The organism is Pseudorhodobacter sp., from assembly GCF_030452865.1.
Lineage (GTDB): Bacteria > Pseudomonadota > Alphaproteobacteria > Rhodobacterales > Rhodobacteraceae > Pseudorhodobacter.
In genome coordinates this window covers 1-17,830 of sequence record NZ_JAKDLJ010000025.1, presented here as the reverse complement: position 1 = coordinate 17,830, position 17,830 = coordinate 1, and the positions used below count along the sequence as shown (strand labels likewise).

21 protein-coding genes and 1 pseudogene are annotated in these 17,830 nt (G+C 61.8%); 14 read left to right on the top strand and 8 right to left on the bottom strand.

Features of this window, described 5'->3' with window-relative positions; translation table 11 throughout:
- Nucleotides 1-216: pseudogene (locus L0H65_RS03185) on the top strand (hypothetical protein); the annotation flags it as partial.
- Nucleotides 217-245: 29 nt separating this feature from the next.
- Here the strand turns inward: L0H65_RS03185 and L0H65_RS03180 are convergent.
- Nucleotides 246-371 carry a hypothetical protein gene (locus L0H65_RS03180; protein WP_301457359.1) on the bottom strand — a complete coding sequence of 42 codons (126 nt, stop codon included), beginning with the start codon at nt 369-371 and terminating at the stop codon, nt 246-248.
- Nucleotides 372-397: 26 nt separating this feature from the next.
- Between L0H65_RS03180 and ffh the strand changes: the two genes are divergently transcribed.
- From ffh to L0H65_RS03125, 11 genes are all read left to right on the top strand, one after another.
- Nucleotides 398-1,897: a signal recognition particle protein gene (gene ffh / locus L0H65_RS03175; protein WP_301457358.1), complete on the top strand. Its 1,500-nt coding sequence runs from the start codon at nt 398-400 to the stop codon at nt 1,895-1,897.
- A gap of 151 nt (nt 1,898-2,048) precedes the next feature.
- A complete protein-coding gene (locus L0H65_RS03170) occupies nt 2,049-2,345 on the top strand; it encodes a chorismate mutase (protein WP_301457361.1) in 297 nt (98 codons plus the stop codon).
- A 54-nt stretch (nt 2,346-2,399) separates the two neighbouring features.
- Nucleotides 2,400-2,783, top strand: coding sequence for a 30S ribosomal protein S16 (rpsP, locus tag L0H65_RS03165; RefSeq protein WP_301457357.1), 384 nt, complete (start codon nt 2,400-2,402; stop codon nt 2,781-2,783).
- Between the two features lie 308 nt (nt 2,784-3,091).
- Nucleotides 3,092-3,604: a ribosome maturation factor RimM gene (gene rimM, locus L0H65_RS03160; RefSeq protein WP_301457355.1), complete on the top strand. Its 513-nt coding sequence runs from the start codon at nt 3,092-3,094 to the stop codon at nt 3,602-3,604.
- A gap of 88 nt (nt 3,605-3,692) precedes the next feature.
- The gene (locus L0H65_RS03155; protein WP_301457354.1) at nt 3,693-4,553 is read left to right on the top strand and encodes a hypothetical protein; all 861 of its coding nucleotides are present in this window, start codon (nt 3,693-3,695) and stop codon (nt 4,551-4,553) included.
- Nucleotides 4,554-4,596: 43 nt separating this feature from the next.
- Nucleotides 4,597-5,421, top strand: coding sequence for a tRNA (guanosine(37)-N1)-methyltransferase TrmD (gene trmD / locus L0H65_RS03150; protein WP_301457352.1), 825 nt, complete (start codon nt 4,597-4,599; stop codon nt 5,419-5,421).
- Nucleotides 5,422-5,496: 75 nt separating this feature from the next.
- On the top strand, nt 5,497-6,798 hold the full coding sequence (gene hisD, locus L0H65_RS03145) for a histidinol dehydrogenase (RefSeq protein WP_301457351.1): 1,302 nt from the start codon (nt 5,497-5,499) through the stop codon (nt 6,796-6,798).
- Nucleotides 6,799-6,860: 62 nt separating this feature from the next.
- Nucleotides 6,861-7,337 (top strand): UPF0262 family protein, encoded by a 477-nt coding sequence (locus tag L0H65_RS03140; RefSeq protein WP_301457350.1) that lies wholly within the window; start codon nt 6,861-6,863, stop codon nt 7,335-7,337.
- A gap of 62 nt (nt 7,338-7,399) precedes the next feature.
- Nucleotides 7,400-7,813, top strand: a complete 414-nt coding sequence (locus L0H65_RS03135; protein ID WP_301457360.1) for a low molecular weight phosphatase family protein — start codon at nt 7,400-7,402, stop codon at nt 7,811-7,813.
- A 100-nt stretch (nt 7,814-7,913) separates the two neighbouring features.
- Nucleotides 7,914-8,492, top strand: coding sequence for a nitroreductase (locus tag L0H65_RS03130; protein WP_301457348.1), 579 nt, complete (start codon nt 7,914-7,916; stop codon nt 8,490-8,492).
- On the top strand, nt 8,489-9,193 hold the full coding sequence (locus tag L0H65_RS03125; RefSeq protein WP_301457346.1) for an EI24 domain-containing protein: 705 nt from the start codon (nt 8,489-8,491) through the stop codon (nt 9,191-9,193). Before L0H65_RS03130 ends, L0H65_RS03125 begins: the two co-directional genes overlap by 4 nt.
- On the opposite strand, the gene L0H65_RS03120 is transcribed toward L0H65_RS03125, so the two are convergent.
- Nucleotides 9,181-9,474, bottom strand: coding sequence for a DUF1467 family protein (locus tag L0H65_RS03120; protein ID WP_301457345.1), 294 nt, complete (start codon nt 9,472-9,474; stop codon nt 9,181-9,183). The genes L0H65_RS03125 and L0H65_RS03120 overlap by 13 nt on opposite strands.
- Nucleotides 9,471-9,875 carry a methylmalonyl-CoA epimerase gene (gene mce / locus L0H65_RS03115; protein WP_301457344.1) on the bottom strand — a complete coding sequence of 135 codons (405 nt, stop codon included), beginning with the start codon at nt 9,873-9,875 and terminating at the stop codon, nt 9,471-9,473. Before mce ends, L0H65_RS03120 begins: the two co-directional genes overlap by 4 nt.
- 179 nt (nt 9,876-10,054) lie before the next feature.
- Between mce and L0H65_RS03110 the strand changes: the two genes are divergently transcribed.
- Nucleotides 10,055-10,774: a response regulator gene (locus tag L0H65_RS03110; protein WP_301457342.1), complete on the top strand. Its 720-nt coding sequence runs from the start codon at nt 10,055-10,057 to the stop codon at nt 10,772-10,774.
- 81 nt (nt 10,775-10,855) lie between these two features.
- Here the strand turns inward: L0H65_RS03110 and L0H65_RS03105 are convergent, their stop codons facing one another.
- The 5 genes from L0H65_RS03105 to L0H65_RS03085 all read right to left on the bottom strand — a co-directional run bounded on the left by L0H65_RS03105 (nt 10,856) and on the right by L0H65_RS03085 (nt 16,717).
- Complete coding sequence (locus tag L0H65_RS03105; RefSeq protein WP_301457341.1) at nt 10,856-11,557, bottom strand: GNAT family N-acetyltransferase; 702 nt, start codon at nt 11,555-11,557, stop codon at nt 10,856-10,858.
- 89 nt (nt 11,558-11,646) lie between these two features.
- Nucleotides 11,647-12,864 (bottom strand): DUF1501 domain-containing protein, encoded by a 1,218-nt coding sequence (locus L0H65_RS03100; protein WP_301457339.1) that lies wholly within the window; start codon nt 12,862-12,864, stop codon nt 11,647-11,649.
- Nucleotides 12,865-12,868: 4 nt separating this feature from the next.
- Entirely contained in the window at nt 12,869-14,221 is a 1,353-nt protein-coding gene (locus L0H65_RS03095) for a DUF1800 family protein (RefSeq protein WP_301457337.1), read from the bottom strand.
- Nucleotides 14,222-14,312: 91 nt separating this feature from the next.
- Nucleotides 14,313-15,602: a cytochrome P450 gene (locus L0H65_RS03090; RefSeq protein WP_301457336.1), complete on the bottom strand. Its 1,290-nt coding sequence runs from the start codon at nt 15,600-15,602 to the stop codon at nt 14,313-14,315.
- On the bottom strand, nt 15,599-16,717 hold the full coding sequence (locus L0H65_RS03085) for a sulfotransferase (RefSeq protein ID WP_301457335.1): 1,119 nt from the start codon (nt 16,715-16,717) through the stop codon (nt 15,599-15,601). The genes L0H65_RS03090 and L0H65_RS03085 overlap by 4 nt, the downstream gene beginning before the upstream one ends.
- 76 nt (nt 16,718-16,793) lie before the next feature.
- Here L0H65_RS03085 and L0H65_RS03080 point away from each other — a divergent pair.
- A partial coding sequence (locus L0H65_RS03080) for a 3-hydroxy-3-methylglutaryl-CoA reductase (protein ID WP_301457334.1) occupies nt 16,794-17,830 on the top strand: 1,037 nt, incomplete at its 3' end.

Sequence of the window (17,830 nt, the reverse complement as noted above, 5' to 3'; positions counted from 1 at the left end):
GGGGAAAAAACCCAAGTCCTTCCATTAGCCGAAGTTCATAATGCGAAAACCGAGCAGGATTCCAGTTCGACCTATTTGACCAAGATATTGACGCGCCCGATATTGGTGCGCAACGATGGCACGATACTGCCGCTGTCCAACATCTATGAGTCGGGCACTGGGGCAAAGGGTCTTGTCCTTTCGATCAACACCTGGCTGAAACCACGCAAAGGTTGACACTGCTTCACCAACCCCGTATTGCCCGCTCAATTCCCCGGAGGTGTGATGCTTCCGGTCCCAAGGCTTTTGCCGGGATCGCCATTCGTCAGCGCGTTGCGCCCACGGATGCCGCCTTGCATTGGTTTTTCGCCGCCGGTGCCCATATCGGTCATTTGCAACCGCCTCAGGAGGGCAGCCCATGTTCGAGAATCTTTCGGAACGTCTTGGCGGTGTCTTTGATCGGCTGACCAAGCAAGGCGCGTTGTCGGAAGATGACGTTGCAACCGCCCTGCGCGAAGTGCGCGTGGCCCTGCTGGAGGCTGACGTTTCGCTGCCCGTGGCACGCGATTTCGTGAAGCGGGTGCAGGCCAAGGCGGCGGGCCAGCATGTCACCAGATCGGTGACGCCGGGGCAGCAAGTCGTCAAGATCGTGCATGACGAATTGATCAAGGTGCTGGCGGGCGATGAGCCGCCGGAAGCGTTGAAAATCGACAACCCGCCGGCGACGATCCTGATGGTGGGTTTGCAAGGGTCGGGCAAGACCACGACCACCGCGAAATTGGCCAAACGCTTGAAGGATCGGCAAGGCAAGCGGGTGCTGATCGCCTCGCTTGACACCAACCGCCCGGCCGCGATGGAACAATTGGCGATTCTGGGCAGCCAGATCGGCGTTGACAGCCTGCCGATTGTCAAAGGCGAGTCGGCGGTGCAGATCGCCAAGCGCGCCAAGACCCAGGCCGCGATGGGCGGCTATGATGTGGTGTTCCTCGATACCGCCGGTCGTTTGCACATCGACCAGGTGTTGATGGATGAAATCCAGGCGGTGCGCGACATTGCGCAACCGCGCGAAACGCTGCTGGTGGTCGATGGCTTGACCGGCCAGGACGCGGTGAATGTCGCGACAGAATTTGACGGCAAGGTTGGCATCTCCGGCGTAGTCCTGACGCGGATGGACGGCGACGGGCGCGGCGGCGCGGCGCTCTCGATGCGGGCGGTGACCGGCAAGCCGATCCGTTTCGTCGGGCTTGGCGAAAAGATGGATGCGCTGGAAACCTTTGAAGCGGAGCGTGTCGCGGGCCGCATCTTGGGCATGGGCGATATCGTCGCACTGGTTGAAAAAGCGCAGGAGACGTTTGAGGCCGAAGCCGCCGAACGCATGGCCAAGCGCTTTGCCAAGGGTCTCTTCAACATGAACGACCTCAAGGGCCAGCTTGAGCAGATGATGAAAATGGGCGGCATGCAGGGCTTGATGGGCATGATGCCGGGCATGGGCAAAATGGCCAAACAAGCCGAGGCTGCCGGGTTTGACGACAAGATGCTGCGCCGCCAGATCGCGCTGATCAATTCGATGACCAAGAAGGAACGCGCCAACCCTGACCTGCTGGCCGCCTCCCGCAAGAAGCGGATTGCAGCGGGGGCAGGGCTGGAGGTTCAGGAGCTGAACCGTTTGCTGAAACAGCACAAGCAAATGGCCGATATGATGAAGAAGATGGGCAAGGGCGGCGGCATGAAAGCCGCCATCAAGCAGATGATGGGCGGCAAAGGCATGCCGGACCCGTCGAAGATGACGCCCGAGCAGATGGAAGAAGCGGCGCGCGGCATGAAGCAAGGGCTCGGCATGGGGCGCGGCGGTTTTCCCGGCATGGGTGGCGGAATGGCCCTGCCGCCGGGGCTGTCGGGGTTGATGAAAAAGAAATGATCATGACCCTCGATTTTCCTCCGAAAAATCACGATGCGCCGTCGAGCGCGCCCGCGCCAGTGATCGCTGCTGATCTGGTGGGTTTCTGGGGTGTTTCTGGGGTATTCCCAGAGTGTTCATCTTTCGGAAAGGTTTGGCGATGACCTCTGGTATGAATACCGATGCAAACCGTGCGCAGGCGCTGTTGAAAGAGCATCGCGACAGCATCGACCGGCTGGACGCGATACTGGTGTACACGCTCGCCGAACGCTTCAAGCAGACGCAGGCGGTGGGTAAGCTGAAAGCCGAGCACGACCTGCCACCAAGCGATCCAAGCCGCGAGGCGCGTCAGATCGAGCGGTTGGAATCGCTGTCCAAGGAGGCCGATCTCGACCCTGAATTTGCCAAGAAATTCCTGACCTTCATCATTTCAGAAGTGATCAGGCATCACGAGAAGTTGCAGAAATAACCAAACAACGGTGGGTTTCATCCACCCTACACCAAACCCGAAGGAGACTTTACGATGTCCATGAAAATCCGTCTTGCCCGTGGTGGGTCCAAGAAGCGCCCGCATTATTCCATCGTTGCCACCGACAGCCGCATGCCGCGCGATGGCCGCTTCCTTGAAAAGCTGGGCACCTATAACCCATTGTTGGCAAAGGATTCCGAAGACCGCGTGAAGATGAATATCGAACGTGTGCAATATTGGCTGGGTCAGGGCGCGCAGCCGACTGACCGCGTTGCGCGTTTTCTGGAAGCGGCTGGCGTTCGTGAAAAGACCGTGCGCAACAACCCCAAAGCCGCAGTCCCCGGCAAGCGCATGACCGAACTGACCGCCAAGAAAGCTGCCCGTAATGCGGCCCCGGCCGAAGCGGCCCCGGTCGAAGCTGCGGCTGACGCGGAATAAGCTGCGGCTTGCCTTTGCACAAACCCGGTATTCCCCGGCGTTTCGCGATGGCCTGCCCGATCTGCTGTGGCAGTGGCGCGCGCGTTGTGCCGATGCCGCAGCAAAGCCGAAAGGCAGCGGTTGCCAATCGCTGCCTTTCGCCATTCTGCCTGATCCGGGTCTTTGGCCTGCGATCTTTCTGGTCCAAGGACTCGGAAGACTGCGCGTTGGGTCTGCTCAAGTTGGCCTGAGGTCGGGGCAAGCCCCTTGGCTCCGAACGCTTCCGGCGGAAAAAAGCGCAGCCCATATTTCACTATGGAGCATTGTCGATGGTAAAACCTGATCCCGAAAAATGGTTGTGCGTTGGCGCAATTTCAGGCGCTTACGGCGTCAAGGGGGAGGTGCGGTTGAAAAGTTTCTGCGCCGAACCGACCGCGATTGCCGATTACGGCCCACTGTTCAGTGAAGACGGGTTGCGCAGTTTCAAGATCACGCTGACGCGCCCTGTTTCGGGCGGTCTGGGTGCGCGCCTTTCCGGTGTTGCCACAAAGGAGGAGGCAGACGCTCTGCGTGGTCAAAGCCTTTACGTTGGCCGTGACAAACTGCCGTCGCTGCCGGATGATGAGTTTTACCATACCGATCTGATCGGGTTGGAGGCGCGCGATACCGGCGGCGCGGTCCTTGGCAAGGTCATCGCCGTGCACAATCACGGCGCGGGCGATCTGCTGGAAATAGGCACGGCAGCCGGGTCGATCCTGCTGGCGTTCAGCCTTGCGACGGTGCCGACCGTTGATCTGGCGGCGGGGCGGATTGTCGTCGATCTGCCGGAAGGGCTGGACTAAACGCCCTTCTGGCGTAATTGTGGCGGCATCCATGTCGGCCTTATCAAACAGATCGGGGGAAAAGGTGCAAAATCGACAACGAACGCTGATGGCAGTCACGGCATTGCTGTATTTCGGGCCGTTGCTGGCCGGGCTCGCCGGGTTTGGCTGGGCCATTGTTCCGGTGTTTGCCGCGATCTTCATGCTGTGGCTGGTCATCATCCGCCCGCAGGATTTCCCACGCAGCGTGCATGATTGGGCGCGGCCAGAGGCGCTGGTGGCGTTTGCCGCGCGCGCCGCCGTTCAACTGTTGCTGGTGGTGATGTGCTTCGGTATCGGGCGCGGGATCGGCGGCGTGATGGGTAGCCTGCCATCCATTCCCACCATGTTGCCGATTGCGATCTCCTTCCTGTCGATCCCGCTGGCGCGGATGGTCTGGAACCCGTGGGAAGCGCAGGCGATGGATAACCTTTTGGATGATGCCTTGACGAAAATAGAGACCGGCAAATTGCAAGGCGGTGATCGCGCCTATGGCGAGGCGGTTCTGGCACCGTTGAACGGCCTTTCCGATAACGTCACCGAGGCGGAGTTGCAGGACCACCTGACGGCACTTCGGGCGTTGGTGGATGAGGGAGTCACCTATGATATTCTTGTCGAACTCGTTGAATCGGGCAAGGCGTCGCTGGCAGTAAAGCGGGCGCTGATGCTGCTTGGCTCTGACGCCGGCGCGCTGGAGCGGATGCAGCGACAGGAAGTTCCGGTGCGGGTATTGCAGGTATTGCGCGATGCGCCTGCGCTGGTGTCGCAAATGGCCGGGCGTTTGACCGACGCCTTGGAGCGGGATCCGGAGCTGTGGCATGATCTGCCGAATGTCAGCTTTCTCGAAGGTCTTCGCGTTTCGGCGCCCGATGCGTCGCAGGCGCTTGACGCGCTGATGGCAGAGGTGATCGCGCAAGCCCCCGGCGCTTGAGAGTCCCCTTTCGCGCCGCCGCATTCCGCGCTATCGAGCGGGCATGAGCGATGAAATCCCAAAATCGGCACCGCCAAAGCCGAAATCGCATGGCCGCCTGTCGGTGCAGGCCAGCCTGACGCCGCGCGACCTGATGGCTGATTTGCGGGTTGCGGGTGCGTGGCGGGCCAAAGTCATCACGCTGTTTCCCGAAGCCTTCCCCGGTGTTCTGGGCCTGTCGCTGACCGGCAAGGCGCTGGACCTCGGGCTTTGGGCCTTGGAAACCATTGACCTTCGCGGCTTCGGTTTGGGCCGTCACAAGAATGTCGACGACACGCCAGCGGGTGGTGGCGCGGGCATGGTCCTGCGCGCCGATGTGCTTGGCCCGGCGTTGGAAACTGCCGCCTATGGCACGCCGCAGGATCGGGGAGCGTGGCCAGTGATCTACCTTTCCCCGCGCGGCAAACCCTTGGATCAGGCGATGGCGCGGCGCTTTGCAGCGGGTTCGGGGGTGACCCTGCTTTGCGGTCGGTTTGAGGGCGTGGATGAGCGGGTGCTGGAACACTACGGGGTGGAGGAAGTGTCGCTCGGGGATTTCGTCCTGACGGGGGGGGAGATTGCGGCGATGGCGTTGCTCGACGCCACCGTACGGCTGTTGCCGAATGTGCTGGGCAACCAAGCTTCCACCGAGGAGGAAAGTTTTTCGGTGGGGCTGCTGGAGCATCCGCAATATACCAAACCCGCGGAATGGATGGGCCGCGCAATTCCCGATGTGCTGCAATCGGGTCATCACGGCAAGATCGCCGAATGGCGGCAAGCGCAGTCCGAAGCCATCACCAGGGCGCGCAGGCCGGATCTCTGGGCGCAGCGGGAAAAGCGCAAAACCTGATCCTGCGTCACCGATGCTTGAGAACCCGCGCCCCGCGCGTTATGGGAACCCCAGCCGCAACAAAGGGGCAGCGCCATGCCAGTTTTCCTGTCCACCGCCGATCCCGACTTTGAGGCCCGTTTCGTGGGGCTTCTCGGGGCCAAACGGGAAGAAAGTGTGGATGTCGACGCCGCCGTTGCCGCGATCATCGCAGATGTGCGCCAGCGCGGCGATGCCGCCGTTCTGGAACTGACGGCGCGATTTGACCGACTGCAATTGACACCGGAAACCATGCGCTTTTCAGCGGCGGAAATGGCGGCGGAATGTGCGAAGGTGTCCGCCGAGGATCGCGCGGCGCTGGGCCTCGCCGCTGCGCGCATCCGCGACTATCACAGCCGCCAAATCCCTGAAGACGCGATGTGGGAGGATTCCACCGGCGCGCGTCTTGGTTGGCGCTGGACCCCGGTTTCTGCCGCAGGGCTCTATGTGCCGGGGGGGCTGGCAAGCTACCCGTCCTCGGTCCTGATGAACGCGATTCCGGCGCAGGTCGCGGGGGTGGGCCGCTTGGCGATCTGTTGCCCGACGCCGGACGGTGTGGTCAACCCGCTGGTTCTGCTGGCGGCAGAGATTGCCGGGGTGACAGAGGTTTACCGCATCGGTGGCGCGCAGGCGATTGCGGCTCTGGCCTATGGCACTGCGACCATTGCGTCGGTCGATAAGATCACCGGGCCGGGCAATGCCTATGTCGCGGCGGCCAAGCGCCGGGTGTTTGGTCGGGTGGGGATTGATATGATCGCAGGGCCATCGGAAATTCTGGTGATCGCCGACCGTGACAATGACCCCGACTGGATCGCGCTCGACCTGTTAAGCCAAGCCGAACATGACGAAAGCGCGCAGAGCATCTTGGTGACAGATGACGCAGGTTTCGGGCAGGCCGTGGCGCAAGCGGTTGAAATGCGACTGAAAACACTGGAACGACGCGCGATTGCGGGGGCGAGTTGGCAGGCCAACGGCGCGGTAATCGTGACCCGCGATCTGGCCGAGGCGGCAGCACTTTCCAACCGCGTTGCCCCTGAACATCTGGAACTTTGCGTGGCCGATCCGGAGGCACTGAGCCAGAAAATCACCCATGCCGGCGCGATTTTCCTTGGCCAATACACGCCCGAAGCCATTGGCGACTATATCGGCGGGCCGAACCATGTGTTGCCGACCGCGCGTTCGGCTCGGTTTTCCAGCGGGCTTTCGGTGCTGGATTTCATGAAACGCACCACCTTGGCACAGATGACCCCAGCGGCGCTGCGCGCCATCGGCCCTGCCGCCGCGCGGCTTGCGCGGTCGGAAAACTTGCAGGCGCACGGCCTTTCGGTTCAGGCGCGGCTTGACAGATTGAACGACTAAGCCCTTGCACCCTTCATCGCAAAAGGCCATCAACCCCTATCTGACCAGACGGAAAATGACCGATGAGCTGTATCTGCCATATCGAAATAGATGACACCGGATTGCGCGCCCCAACGCCCCAGATCGAGCAGGAGCGCAAGGTCGCGATTTTCGATCTGTTGGAAGACAACAGTTTCGCCCTTCCCGCGCGTGACGGCAAACCGGTGCCGGATGGGCCGTACCGGCTTGGCCTCTCGATCCGCGAAGGACGGCTGGTGTTTGATATCGCCACCGAAGCTGCGGAAAGAGTAGGGGAATTCCATCTGTCGCTTGGACCCTTCCGGCAGGTGGTGAAAGATTATTTCCAGATTTGCGAAAGCTATTTCGAAGCGGTGAAACGCTTGCCGCCAAGCCAGATCGAAGCGATCGACATGGCCCGGCGCGGCATTCACAACGAAGGCGCGCGCGTGTTGCAAGAACGCCTGGAAAACAAGGCAGAGGTCGATATCGACACCGCGCGCCGCCTGTTCACCCTGATTTGCGTGCTGCACTGGGGGTGACGGTGGCCGATTTTCCACAGTCGGTGCTGTTTTGCTGCGACCATAACGCAGTCCGCTCTCCCATGGCGGAAGGGTTGATGAAAAAGCTATATGGCCAGCGCGCCTATGTGCAATCGGCAGGCGTCAAGAATGACATGGAGATTGACGGCTTTTCCGTCGCAGTCTGTCAGGAGCTGGAAGTGGAGATCTCGCGCCACCGCAGCCGATCCTTTGAGGAAATGCAGGAATGGGGCGATGATCTGTCGCAATTTGACCTGATCATCGCGCTGTCGCCCGCCAGCCAGCGCATGGCGCAGGAATTGACGCGCTTTCATCATCTGGAAGTCGAATACTGGCCGATCATGGATCCGACCGGCCTTGCCGATACCCGCGACGCGAAACTGGCGCTCTATCGTCAGACCCGCGACCAGATCCGCAGCCGGATGCTGGACCGCTTCGGGCCGCCGCTGGAGGATGCTGCGGCAGCGAAGGTTTGAGCCGCGCTGCCCATCAGCCGCATCGATGCCGCTGCGCCGCCCCTTGACCATCGCGGCGGTAAAGCCGACATCAGGGGGGACAGGAAAAGGAAGCACCCCGATGACCAACCATGACGTGACAGCAACAGAGTTCTTGCAAAAGCGGCGTTCGGTTCCGGCCAAGATGCTTGGTTTGCCAGTGCCAGACGAGGCGGCGCTGCGACCGATCCTGACCGCTGCAATGCGGGTGCCAGACCATGGCAAGCTGGAGCCCTGGCGCTTTGTCGTGGTGCAAGGGCCGGCAATGGCGCGGCTTGCAGCGTTGGCGCACAGACGCGCCGCCGATCTTGGGCTTGATGCCGAACAATCGGCCAAGGGTGCCTCGCAATATGAAGCCGGCCATCTGGCGGTTGTCGTCGTCTTCAGCCCGAAACCCTCCGAAAAGGCACCGCCTGCCGAACAGTTACTGTCCACCGGGGCGGCTTGCGTGTCACTGCTCAATGCGGCGCTGGCCGCAGGCTGGGGCGCGAACTGGCTGACCGGATGGACCGCGCATGACCGCGGTTTCGCGGAGGAGGGGCTTGGCCTTGCGCCGGAAGAATCCGTCGCCGGAGTTATCCATATCGGCACTGCGGCGAAAACGCCGCCCGAAAGGCCGCGCCCCGACCCGGACGCATTGGTGCAATGGGTCAGTGAATGATCTTCGGTGACTTTTTCAAGGCACTGGCGCAGCTTTCAGACCGCCGTTTCCGCCGGGTTCTGTTCTGGGGTGTCGGGCTGACGCTCGCCTTGCTCGTCGGGGTTTACGCGCTGTTTCTATGGGCCGTGCAGGCCTTCACGCCGGAGGTCATCACAATTCCGTTCGTTGGTCCGGTGTCTGGCCTGCACAGCTTGCTGAGTTGGGGATCTGCGCTGTTCATGGTCGGGTTGTCGGTGTTCCTGATGATGCCCGTTGCCTCGGCTTTCACGTCATTCTTTCTGGACGATGTGGCGCAGGCGGTGGAGGATCGACATTACCCCGGCTTGCCCCTTGCGCGTAAGCAGGGCTTTGGTGACGCCGCGATTGATACGCTGAATTTCTTCGCGCTGCTGGTCACGGTGAACGTGTTTGCGCTGATCCTTTACGCTTTTGCCGGGCCGTTCATTCCGGTGGTGTTCTGGGCGGTGAACGGGCTTTTGCTCGGGCGGGAGTATTTTACCCTTGTCGCCGCACGCCGATTGGGGCGGCCACAGGCGAAAGCCCTGCGCAAGCGCCATTGGCTGACAGTGTGGTGGGCGGGTGCGCTGATGGCGGCACCGCTTTCCATCCCCATCGTGAATCTGTTGATCCCGGTTCTGGGGGCCGCCACATTTACCCATTTGTTCCACCGGTTGAACCAACCGGACGCTCAGGGCCGGTAAAGCCCGCCGCCTGCCGGGTGCATCCGGTTCATCACGTCAATATCGCGGATGGTAATGACACCGGACAGGATCACGCCGACGATGATCGCCCAGATCACTGTTGCTGCAATCGTGGTGGTGATCGCCTTGCGCTTGATGACATAGCCCGCAGGCGCGCCCGCAGGTGTGCCGGGGACTACCTTGCCGCTTTCGGCCTGCGAGGTGACGCGCAGCGGCAGCACGATGAAAAACACCATGAACCATGTTACGGCATAAACGACGAAAATGCTGGCGATGCTCATACCTGTTCCAATTCTACCAGACAGCCGTTGAAATCCTTCGGGTGCAGGAACAAGACCGGCTTGCCATGGGCGCCGATCTTTGGCTCCCCACTGCCGAGAACCCGCGCGCCGCTGGCCCTCAAGCGGTCACGCGCGGCCAGAATATCCGGCACCTCATAACAGATGTGATGAATGCCGCCCGCCGGGTTCTTTTCCAGAAAGCCCGCGATGGGGGAATTTGCGCCCAAGGGAAACAGCAATTCGATCTTGGTATTCGGCAAGGTGATGAAAACCACGGTAACGCCGTGATCCGGCTCATCTTGCTTCGGACCGACAGTTGCCCCCAGCGTATCGCGATACTGTCCCACGGCGGCGTCAAGGTCCGGCACGGCAATGGCCACATGGTTCAGGCGTCCGATCATCTTTTTCGCTCCGTCGTTGGCGTCTTGCGCCCCGTATATGCGGCGGGGACGCGCGAAGGGCAAGGGGACGCGCCGCCGCAGGGAGGTGTGTAAATCCGCCGTCGACGTGGCAATCTTCATCCCGCGTTAACGTCTGGGGCGCCAGTATGGCCATGTGCCCCATTTGCGGAGGATGCCCCATGCCGATGCCCGATCCGCAAGGCCTGCCCGAAGGTCCGGGATTTATCGCAGCCCCGATCGCGGGGCGATTGCCGTTGACGGGGATCACCGTGCTCGCGGTGGAGGATAGTCGCTTCGCGGCGGAGGCGCTGCGCCTGCTGTGCCAGCGTAGCGGTGCGCGTTTGCGGCGGGTGGAAACGCTCGAAGCCGCGCGCAACTACCTTGCCAGTCACCGCCCCGATGTCGTGCTGGTGGATCTGGGGCTTCCCGATGGCAATGGCGCCGAACTGATCCGGGCGCTGACGCTCTATGATGCCTCAGCCAGTGTGGTGCTGGCGATCAGCGGCGATCCCGACGGTTGGGAACTTGCGGTACGGGCAGGGGCGGCAGGGTTTCTGCAAAAGCCGCTGGAAAGCCTTGCGGCGTTTCAGCAAACGCTGCTGGCGCATCTGTGCAACTATCCGCGCGGGCCTTTGCCCGAAGGTGACCCCGTCATTCGCCCTGACCGGCAGGCGCTGCACGATGATTTGCGCCACGCCGCCAGAATGATCACCGAGGGGGGTGAAAACGATGGCAGCTATGTCGCTCGCTTCGTGCAGGGGATCGCCCGAAGCTGCCATGACACTGCTCTGGAAGGCACAGCACAGGCGGCGGGCAGGTCGGCCGAGGGACTTGGGCGCTTGTCAGACGCATTGGCGCAACGATTGCGACACGGCCGGGGACCGTTCGGACGGGATTGAGGGGCGATGTTCAGACGCAGGCTCGTGACAGCCCCGGCCGCATTGCCCCTGCACCCCGGTTAGGGATTCATGCCAAGTGCTTCAGCGCCGCAGCGCCGGGTCATCATCAGCGCGCACGAGCTGGGTCAACTCGCTCAGTCGCTCGCGTTGCTTGCCATTCGCGCCAAAGTTCGCCGGGGCGAGCCAGGCAAGAAACGCCTCGCGCAGCGCAGGCCATTCGCCGTCAATCACCGAAAACCAGGCGGTGTCGCGGTTGCGGCCTTTCACCACCGCCGCTTGCCGGAACACCCCTTCGAACGAAAACCCATACCGTTGCGCCGCACGGCGCGAGGCGAGATTGGCAGCGTTGCATTTCCATTCATACCGGCGGTATCCGGCGTCAAACGCCCATTGCATCATCAGGAACATCGCCTCTGTCGCGGTGGCGGATTTTTGCAACTCAGGCGCGATGCAGATATGGCCAACCTCGATTGACCCGGCAGAGGGCGCGATGCGCAGAAAGCTGGCAATGCCGCCACAATGGCCGGTTGTTAGATCGCGCATCACGAAAAAGCGCGGGTCGGTGCCGGAGGCCATCTCCTTGGTCCACCGGTGATAGGCGGCGGCAGAGGTGAACGGCCCGTAAGGCATGTAATCCCACAGCGAATCATGGCCGTCAAAGGCGCGGTGCAGATCGGCGGCATGGTGATCGGCATCCAAGGGCTCCAACCGAAGCCTTGCGCCGATCAGCGGGTCATGGCCGGGAATGGGGGGGGCGACCCATTGTGACAGATCCTTGTACATTCAGGTGCCTTTGTGAAACGGATTTCCTGCGTTTATGACCAGCGCCGGGGAAAACAGCAACTGCGATTTCGCAACGGATATCCGCCCCATTACAGAATCAGCGCCGGGTCATCCCCCATATCCAGCCCCGGAAACACCGCCGTTTCCAACACTTGGCGGTCCAGGCCATAAAGCCCGCGCATCGCCCAGGCCGCCCAGGCGCGCACGTCGCTTGTCGGCATCAGGTCGCGCCGGTCGTAAAGTGCCGCTTCCGACAGGCCGGGCCATTGGCCATACACCTTGCCGCCGCGCAACGCGCCACCCGCCAGAACCATCACGCCACCGGTGCCGTGATCGGTGCCACTGCTGCCGTTTTGCCGCGCGGTGCGGCCAAATTCGGTCATCGCGACAAGGGTTGTGCGGCCCCAAACCTGCGCGCCGACCTGCGCCTGCAAGCGCAGAATGATGCGTTGCAACCGTGACAGCGGTGTCTTGATCGCGCCTTCCTGCCCGCGATGGGTATCCCATCCGGACAGCGAAAACGCCGCAATTCGCGTCGCCCCTGCCAACCGTCCGGCGGCAAAATCGACCAGCGTGTCAATATCTTTCCAGGGCCGATTCTCGCCGGGGTTGAACGGGCCTTTTTCCGGTGCCGCCTGCACCGTATCGCGGCGCGGTTGGCCGGAAAGCTCTGCCGAAAGCGTCATCGCCTCCTCCCCCGCTTCGCGAAACAGGGCGTCATCGTGATAGATGTGGTCGAGCAGCAGATGGCTTTGCGCCGAGAGCACCAGATTGACCTCCGGCGTCCAGTTCCGCGCCGGGCCTTGACCCTCCAGCAGCGGCAGCGCCTCGCGCCCGACGGCATAGGCTGTTTCGGCGCTCAGCCCCGGCACGGCTTGCAGCATCCGGTTGAGCCAGCCATCGCGTTGTGAGCCTATCGCGACATCCATACCGGTCCCCGCCTCCAACAAGCTTTGCCCGTCGAAATGGCTGCGCTTGTCACGGTAAGGGGTTGATGTTGCGTGAACAAAGCCGAGTTGACCCGCCGTCCAAAGCCCTTGCAATCCGCCCAAAGCCGGATGCAGGGCAAAGCGATTCTCCAGCGAGAAGGTGCTATGTGCCAGATCCGGACGCAGTGCCACGAAATCCGGGTCGCCAACGGGTTGCACCACGTCCAGCCCATCCATTCCGCCGCGCAGGATCACCACGATCAGACGGTTTTCGCCAAGCCCCGCGCCTTGCGCCATGGTGACGGTGGACAAAAGCGGATGTGCTGCGGCGGAACATCCCGCCACGGTCAGCCCTTGCAAGAAACGCCTGCGGTCCATGCGGCTACCTCCTGTTGAACGACGGGGACGCCAGCACCAATCCCACGCCTTCGCGGATTGATTCGGCCCGTGCCGCGGCCCAGATCAACGGTTCATCCGCCGCCGTTCCAAGTGCCGTGCGCAGAAAATCCGGTGGCTCGGGCATCGGCACGACCAAGCGGCCCGGCACTTCCATCGCCCAGGCGATGCGCGCGCCAAGGCCTTGGGGCGTGATCCAGTGCTCCGCTTCCTCCGCCCAGCCATCGGGGCCGCTCGGCTTTTGCCAATCCTGCCCCATCAGCGCCATCGGCTGCATGATCATCCGGTTGAACGGTCCGCGCCGCATCTTGCGCAGGTCGTCGCCGGAAAGCCCTAGCGCACGCAGGGCCGCAAGCAGAAAATCCACCGGTTGCCGCGCTTTTTGCAACTGTGGCACCCAGGCCGCAGGGTGCTGCAACATCGCGGCATAAACTGCCATCAGATCGCCTTCGCTCGCCGCGTAGGCTGTTGTCATTGTCGTCACCAAAGCCGGATCGGGGTTGTCAGCGACGAAATGCGTGGCGAGTTTGCGAGCGATGTGATGCGCGGTATCGGGGTGGCGGGCCAGATCCCGCAGCGCCGCTTTGATCGGCGCCAGCCCTTCGCCGGGGTAGGACGTACCAAGCACCGTCTCTGCCCCCGGTTCGGCCCGGTTCTGGTGAAAGACAAAGCCGTCGCGCGCGTTCGCATCCAGTCCCGTCAGCAGCAGCGCCATTTGCCGCACGTCGGATTGCGCGTAATGCCCTCCCACCCCAAGGCTGTGCAGTTCGATCACCTCCCGCCCGAGGTTTTCGTTCAGTCCGCGCCCGCGCTTTTGCCCGAAGGGGGAGTTTGGCCCTACCGACGCGACCTGATCGAGGTAGGACAGCATCGCCGGGTGCAGGGTGGCCGCGATCAGCATGTCCTCAAATCGCCCGGTCAGATGCGGTCTGACCGCATCATGGGTCAGCGTATTCGGAAGCGGGCGTTCCGGCGCGTTGCGCGCCTTGGTGATGAAATGATCGGCCCAGAACGCGGTCAGCCGTTCGCGAAAGCCGTCCGGCGCGTCAATGGCGCGGGCAAATCCGGTGCGGGTGGTGCTGTCGGCCAGCAAAACCGCCTCTTTTGCAACGGCCTCGTAGGTGTCGCGCTGGGTGGGATCCGCGCGAATCATCTTGCGGGCGTCGGCGGCGCGGGCCAGCAGCGGCAGGAGTTCGGCAAACCCAACCGTCGGGTGTTGCGCGGCCATGTTATCGGGTGCCGCCAAAGCCGCGAGCAGCGACTCTGCCCCCGCAGCAGGGTAGGGCTGCGGCAGGCCATAGCCAAAGCGGATCGCGGCAAGGGTCGGGGTGTCAATCATGCGCAGCCTCTTGTCCCGTGACCCTCCCAAGTTAACCGATGCCGGGCCGATTTTCACCCCCCGCGCTGTCACACATGCCGCGAAGTTGATTTCATCGCTGATTTCCGCCGGTTGCGGGGCCGGACTCTGTCAGCGTGCCGGGCGCAACCTGCATCCACACCGGCGCTTTGTGACGCAGGGTGATCCCGGCGATGGTCTCCAACGGTTGACCGGGCAAAAGATGCAGCGTGAACCGCGCAAACACCCTTTCCAGAATATGGGTCGCGATCCGGTTCGCCAGATGCAAGCCGACGCAGCGATGTTGGCCGAGGCCGAACGGCATGTAGCCATCACGCGGGCGCGGCAGACCTTCGACGAAGCGCGAAGGGGCAAACACCTCCGGCTCATGCCAGAAATCGGGGTGGCGGTGCAGCAAATAGGGTGAGATCAGCACCGAACTGCCACGCGGGATCTCAAAACTGCCGATGGTGTCATGCCTTTTCGCCCGCCGTTCGATGACCCAGATCGAGGGGTAAAGTCGGATCGCTTCGGCAAAGATAAGCGCGGGGTCCGATTGCACGCCGCCGCCGGAGGTGCGGATGAACGCCCATGCCACGGCGTTCGCTGTGGTTTCATGGCCCGCCAGCAGCAGCGTGATTGCGGCGTCGCGCAACTCCTTGTCGCTCAACTGCGCCTCACCTTTCGTTCCGTCATGCGCGGCGAGCAGTCGGGTCAGCACGTCATCGGGGCGATGGGCGGCAGCGCGGCGCTTGCTGATCAGATCAAAGACAATCGCGTCGATTTGCGCGACCGCTTGGGTGAATTCAGCGCGGTGGAAGCGGGGCGACAACATCGAGGCATCCGCCGCGGACTCGATGCGCCGCCATGTGTCGGCAAGAATGATTTCCAGCGGCTGGCTGATCCGTTCCGGAGCCACGTCGGAGGAAAACAGGACCCGGATCGCCGTGGCAATGACAAGTTGCATCATTTCCGCTACGATATCGACGCGGCCGGCGCGTTGCCATCGGGCGAGCATCGGTAAAAGCAGGTCATCAATAACCGGGCCGATACCATCAAAGCAGCGCGGTTGAAACGCCGGTTGGATCAGGCGGCGATGGCGCTGCCATGCGCGTTCGTTGGCCGAAAGCAGGCTATCGCCGGTGGTCGCCGCAATCCGGCGGGCGCTGCGCGTAGCCTTGTCATAATTCGCGCCGTTGCGCGACAGCACATGGTCGACATATTCCGGCCGGTTGATCAGATGCGCCGTCACCGGACCGAAGCGGAGCCGCACGATATCGCCATGATCGCGCACGGCACTTGCCAGAAACCCCAGCGAATCCGCTTTGAAATCAGCAAGTGAGCCCCAGACTGCATTGCCTTTTGGCCCCGGAGCTCGGGTCATTTCGGGTAATTGCCTTTGTCAAAACTGCGCGCCCAACGGTCGGCGACAATCGCTTTGGTTGGCGGGTCAAGCTGGGTAAAGTCATTCTTTTCATAGCCGCGTAAAGTGCCGACATAGGCGCGCAGTTTCGGCTCAAATTCCGCGAAGCTATCAAGTGACAGATGGCTGTAGGCGTTGGCGATTTCCCCGACCGGATCGGCCTCCAGCGCGTCAAAGCGAATTTCATGGATGCGATCTTTTGCCACCAGCGGCAGGTCTTCGTAATAGGCGTCATACATCGCCTCATGTCGTTGCAAAATCCCTTCGTCAATGGCGGCAAGGTCGGGCCGTTGCAGGTAGGTGTACCAGCCTGCGGTATCGAAAAAATGGCGTTGGGATTGGAACACGCGGTAGGGGTCGCGGTGGATATGGACGAAACGTGCATCGGGAAACATCTCCAGCAAGGTGCGGATGCGGGCGGTATGAGGTGGTGATTTGATCAGCAACGCGCGCGGATCGTTCAACGAGAGCTTTTTGCAGAATTGCACAAATGCGATTTTCCAGGCCTCAGTCTCCGCCTGATTTACGCCGCGAAATGTCATATAACGATCATAATGCGCCATCCGGCTTGGAAAGCTGATGCCGAGGTAAAGTGAGGTCAATGTCATCAACAGCGGCGCAAACTCATCCTCCTGCGGCGAGGTGAATTTCATCGGCATGTTGTCCATCGGGCGCGTCGCAGGCAGCATCCAGCGCAGGGCGCGGGTGGCGGTGCCTTCGGTGGTCAGGAAAGTGTAGGGGTTCACCACCTGATATGTGTTGGGAAACTGGAATTGCGCGGTATCCTGCGCCAGCAATTCATGCAGATAAGTGGTGCCACTGCGCCAATGGCCCAGCACGAACAGCGGCGGCTTGGTGATTTGTACCCGGTCAATTGCCGCCCCATACCGCCAGCTTTCCAGCGCCGCAAATGCAGAATTTGACAGGCTGGCCAAAGTGATCACCACCGCACGGTGCAGATAGGCGGGAGAGACTTGAAAACCGTTCTGTGTCAGCAGCTTGCACCATTTTCCGAATGTGATCCCGGTCAGGTAGTTATGGCTAATACTCCACTGGTGCTTTAGTCTGTCACCCATCGGTTTTCCTTGCGCTTTGGCGTAATCTCGACATGGTGTGGGGGGAACGGGTCGAAAGTAAAGCCGGAGTTTGGGTGTGACAATTCCTGTCCATGTCATCGGGATGCTGAAAAGGGTGCGCGCACGGTTTGAGGCCGGTCCGCTTAAAGCGCGCATGTTGCCGAGTGATGCCGAATTCACCACGCTCCGCCCGGTGCGCAATGCGACGGCGGCTTCGGTTGCGAAATACTGGACACGTTTGCTGCAAACCGCCTCGCAGGCGGATCAGGACGCGCTGGCCGATCCGCTGACGATGGCAAATCCCGACCGGTTCAGCGCCAATATCGAGAATTTTATCGGCACCGTAAAAATGCCGGTGGGCATCATCGGGCCGTTACGGATCAACGGGTTGAACGCGCATGGTGATTTTCATGTGCCGATGGCGACGACCGAGGCTGCACTTGTCGCCTCTTACGCGCGGGGCGCTTATGCCGCGACGAAATCGGGTGGCATCAGCACGGCCCTGCTTTATGAAGGTGTCATCCGCACCCCCGCTTTCGTGTTTGACAGCCTGCTGGATGCGGGCCTGTTCGTCGAATGGGTGGTGCGCGAGATCAAACCGCTGAAAGCCGCCGCCGAGGCCACCACCCGTTATGGCAAGCTGGTCTCGCTAGAGCCGATGGTGGACAATAACGTGGTGTTTCTGATCTGCCGCTACACAACGGGCGACGCTTCCGGCCAGAACATGGTCACCATAGCGACGAATGCACTATGCGAAATGATTGCCGCGCGTTGTCCGGTGTCGATGAAGGCGTGGTATATCGAAGGGAATTTCTCCGGCGACAAGAAGGCGTCGTTTCTGGGTCTGGTGACGGGCCGCGGGCGCAAGGTCAGCGCCTCGGTCACGCTGCCCGCCGAGGTTGTGCAGCGCACCTTGGGAACAAGCGTGCAGGCGATGCTGGATTATGGTTTGGTCGCCAATCTCGGCTCGCATCTGTCGGGGCAACTCGGGGCGCAGGCACATTTCGCCAACGGTCTGGCGGCGCTTTACATCGCGACCGGGCAGGATGCCGCCTGTGTTGCCGAAAGCGCCATCGGCATCACGCGGATGGAGGCACGGGGGGAGGATCTGTT

What these genes read in the sequence shown, in the direction of transcription:
- L0H65_RS03090 (WP_301457336.1), bottom strand. Translation starts at nt 15,602, where the DNA reads ATGACCCGAGCTCCGGGGCCAAAAGGCAATGCAGTCTGGGGCTCACTT.
- trmD (WP_301457352.1), top strand. Translation starts at nt 4,597, where the DNA reads ATGAGCGATGAAATCCCAAAATCGGCACCGCCAAAGCCGAAATCGCAT.
- L0H65_RS03180 (WP_301457359.1), bottom strand. Translation starts at nt 371, where the DNA reads ATGACCGATATGGGCACCGGCGGCGAAAAACCAATGCAAGGCGGCATC.
- L0H65_RS03170 (WP_301457361.1), top strand. Translation starts at nt 2,049, where the DNA reads ATGAATACCGATGCAAACCGTGCGCAGGCGCTGTTGAAAGAGCATCGC.
- L0H65_RS03135 (WP_301457360.1), top strand. Translation starts at nt 7,400, where the DNA reads ATGGCGGAAGGGTTGATGAAAAAGCTATATGGCCAGCGCGCCTATGTG.
- L0H65_RS03140 (WP_301457350.1), top strand. Translation starts at nt 6,861, where the DNA reads ATGAGCTGTATCTGCCATATCGAAATAGATGACACCGGATTGCGCGCC.
- L0H65_RS03110 (WP_301457342.1), top strand. Translation starts at nt 10,055, where the DNA reads ATGCCGATGCCCGATCCGCAAGGCCTGCCCGAAGGTCCGGGATTTATC.
- L0H65_RS03155 (WP_301457354.1), top strand. Translation starts at nt 3,693, where the DNA reads ATGGCAGTCACGGCATTGCTGTATTTCGGGCCGTTGCTGGCCGGGCTC.
- rpsP (WP_301457357.1), top strand. Translation starts at nt 2,400, where the DNA reads ATGTCCATGAAAATCCGTCTTGCCCGTGGTGGGTCCAAGAAGCGCCCG.
- mce (WP_301457344.1), bottom strand. Translation starts at nt 9,875, where the DNA reads ATGATCGGACGCCTGAACCATGTGGCCATTGCCGTGCCGGACCTTGAC.
- hisD (WP_301457351.1), top strand. Translation starts at nt 5,497, where the DNA reads ATGCCAGTTTTCCTGTCCACCGCCGATCCCGACTTTGAGGCCCGTTTC.
- L0H65_RS03100 (WP_301457339.1), bottom strand. Translation starts at nt 12,864, where the DNA reads ATGGACCGCAGGCGTTTCTTGCAAGGGCTGACCGTGGCGGGATGTTCC.
- L0H65_RS03130 (WP_301457348.1), top strand. Translation starts at nt 7,914, where the DNA reads ATGACCAACCATGACGTGACAGCAACAGAGTTCTTGCAAAAGCGGCGT.
- L0H65_RS03095 (WP_301457337.1), bottom strand. Translation starts at nt 14,221, where the DNA reads ATGATTGACACCCCGACCCTTGCCGCGATCCGCTTTGGCTATGGCCTG.
- ffh (WP_301457358.1), top strand. Translation starts at nt 398, where the DNA reads ATGTTCGAGAATCTTTCGGAACGTCTTGGCGGTGTCTTTGATCGGCTG.
- L0H65_RS03125 (WP_301457346.1), top strand. Translation starts at nt 8,489, where the DNA reads ATGATCTTCGGTGACTTTTTCAAGGCACTGGCGCAGCTTTCAGACCGC.
- L0H65_RS03105 (WP_301457341.1), bottom strand. Translation starts at nt 11,557, where the DNA reads ATGTACAAGGATCTGTCACAATGGGTCGCCCCCCCCATTCCCGGCCAT.
- rimM (WP_301457355.1), top strand. Translation starts at nt 3,092, where the DNA reads ATGGTAAAACCTGATCCCGAAAAATGGTTGTGCGTTGGCGCAATTTCA.
- L0H65_RS03085 (WP_301457335.1), bottom strand. Translation starts at nt 16,717, where the DNA reads ATGGGTGACAGACTAAAGCACCAGTGGAGTATTAGCCATAACTACCTG.
- L0H65_RS03120 (WP_301457345.1), bottom strand. Translation starts at nt 9,474, where the DNA reads ATGAGCATCGCCAGCATTTTCGTCGTTTATGCCGTAACATGGTTCATG.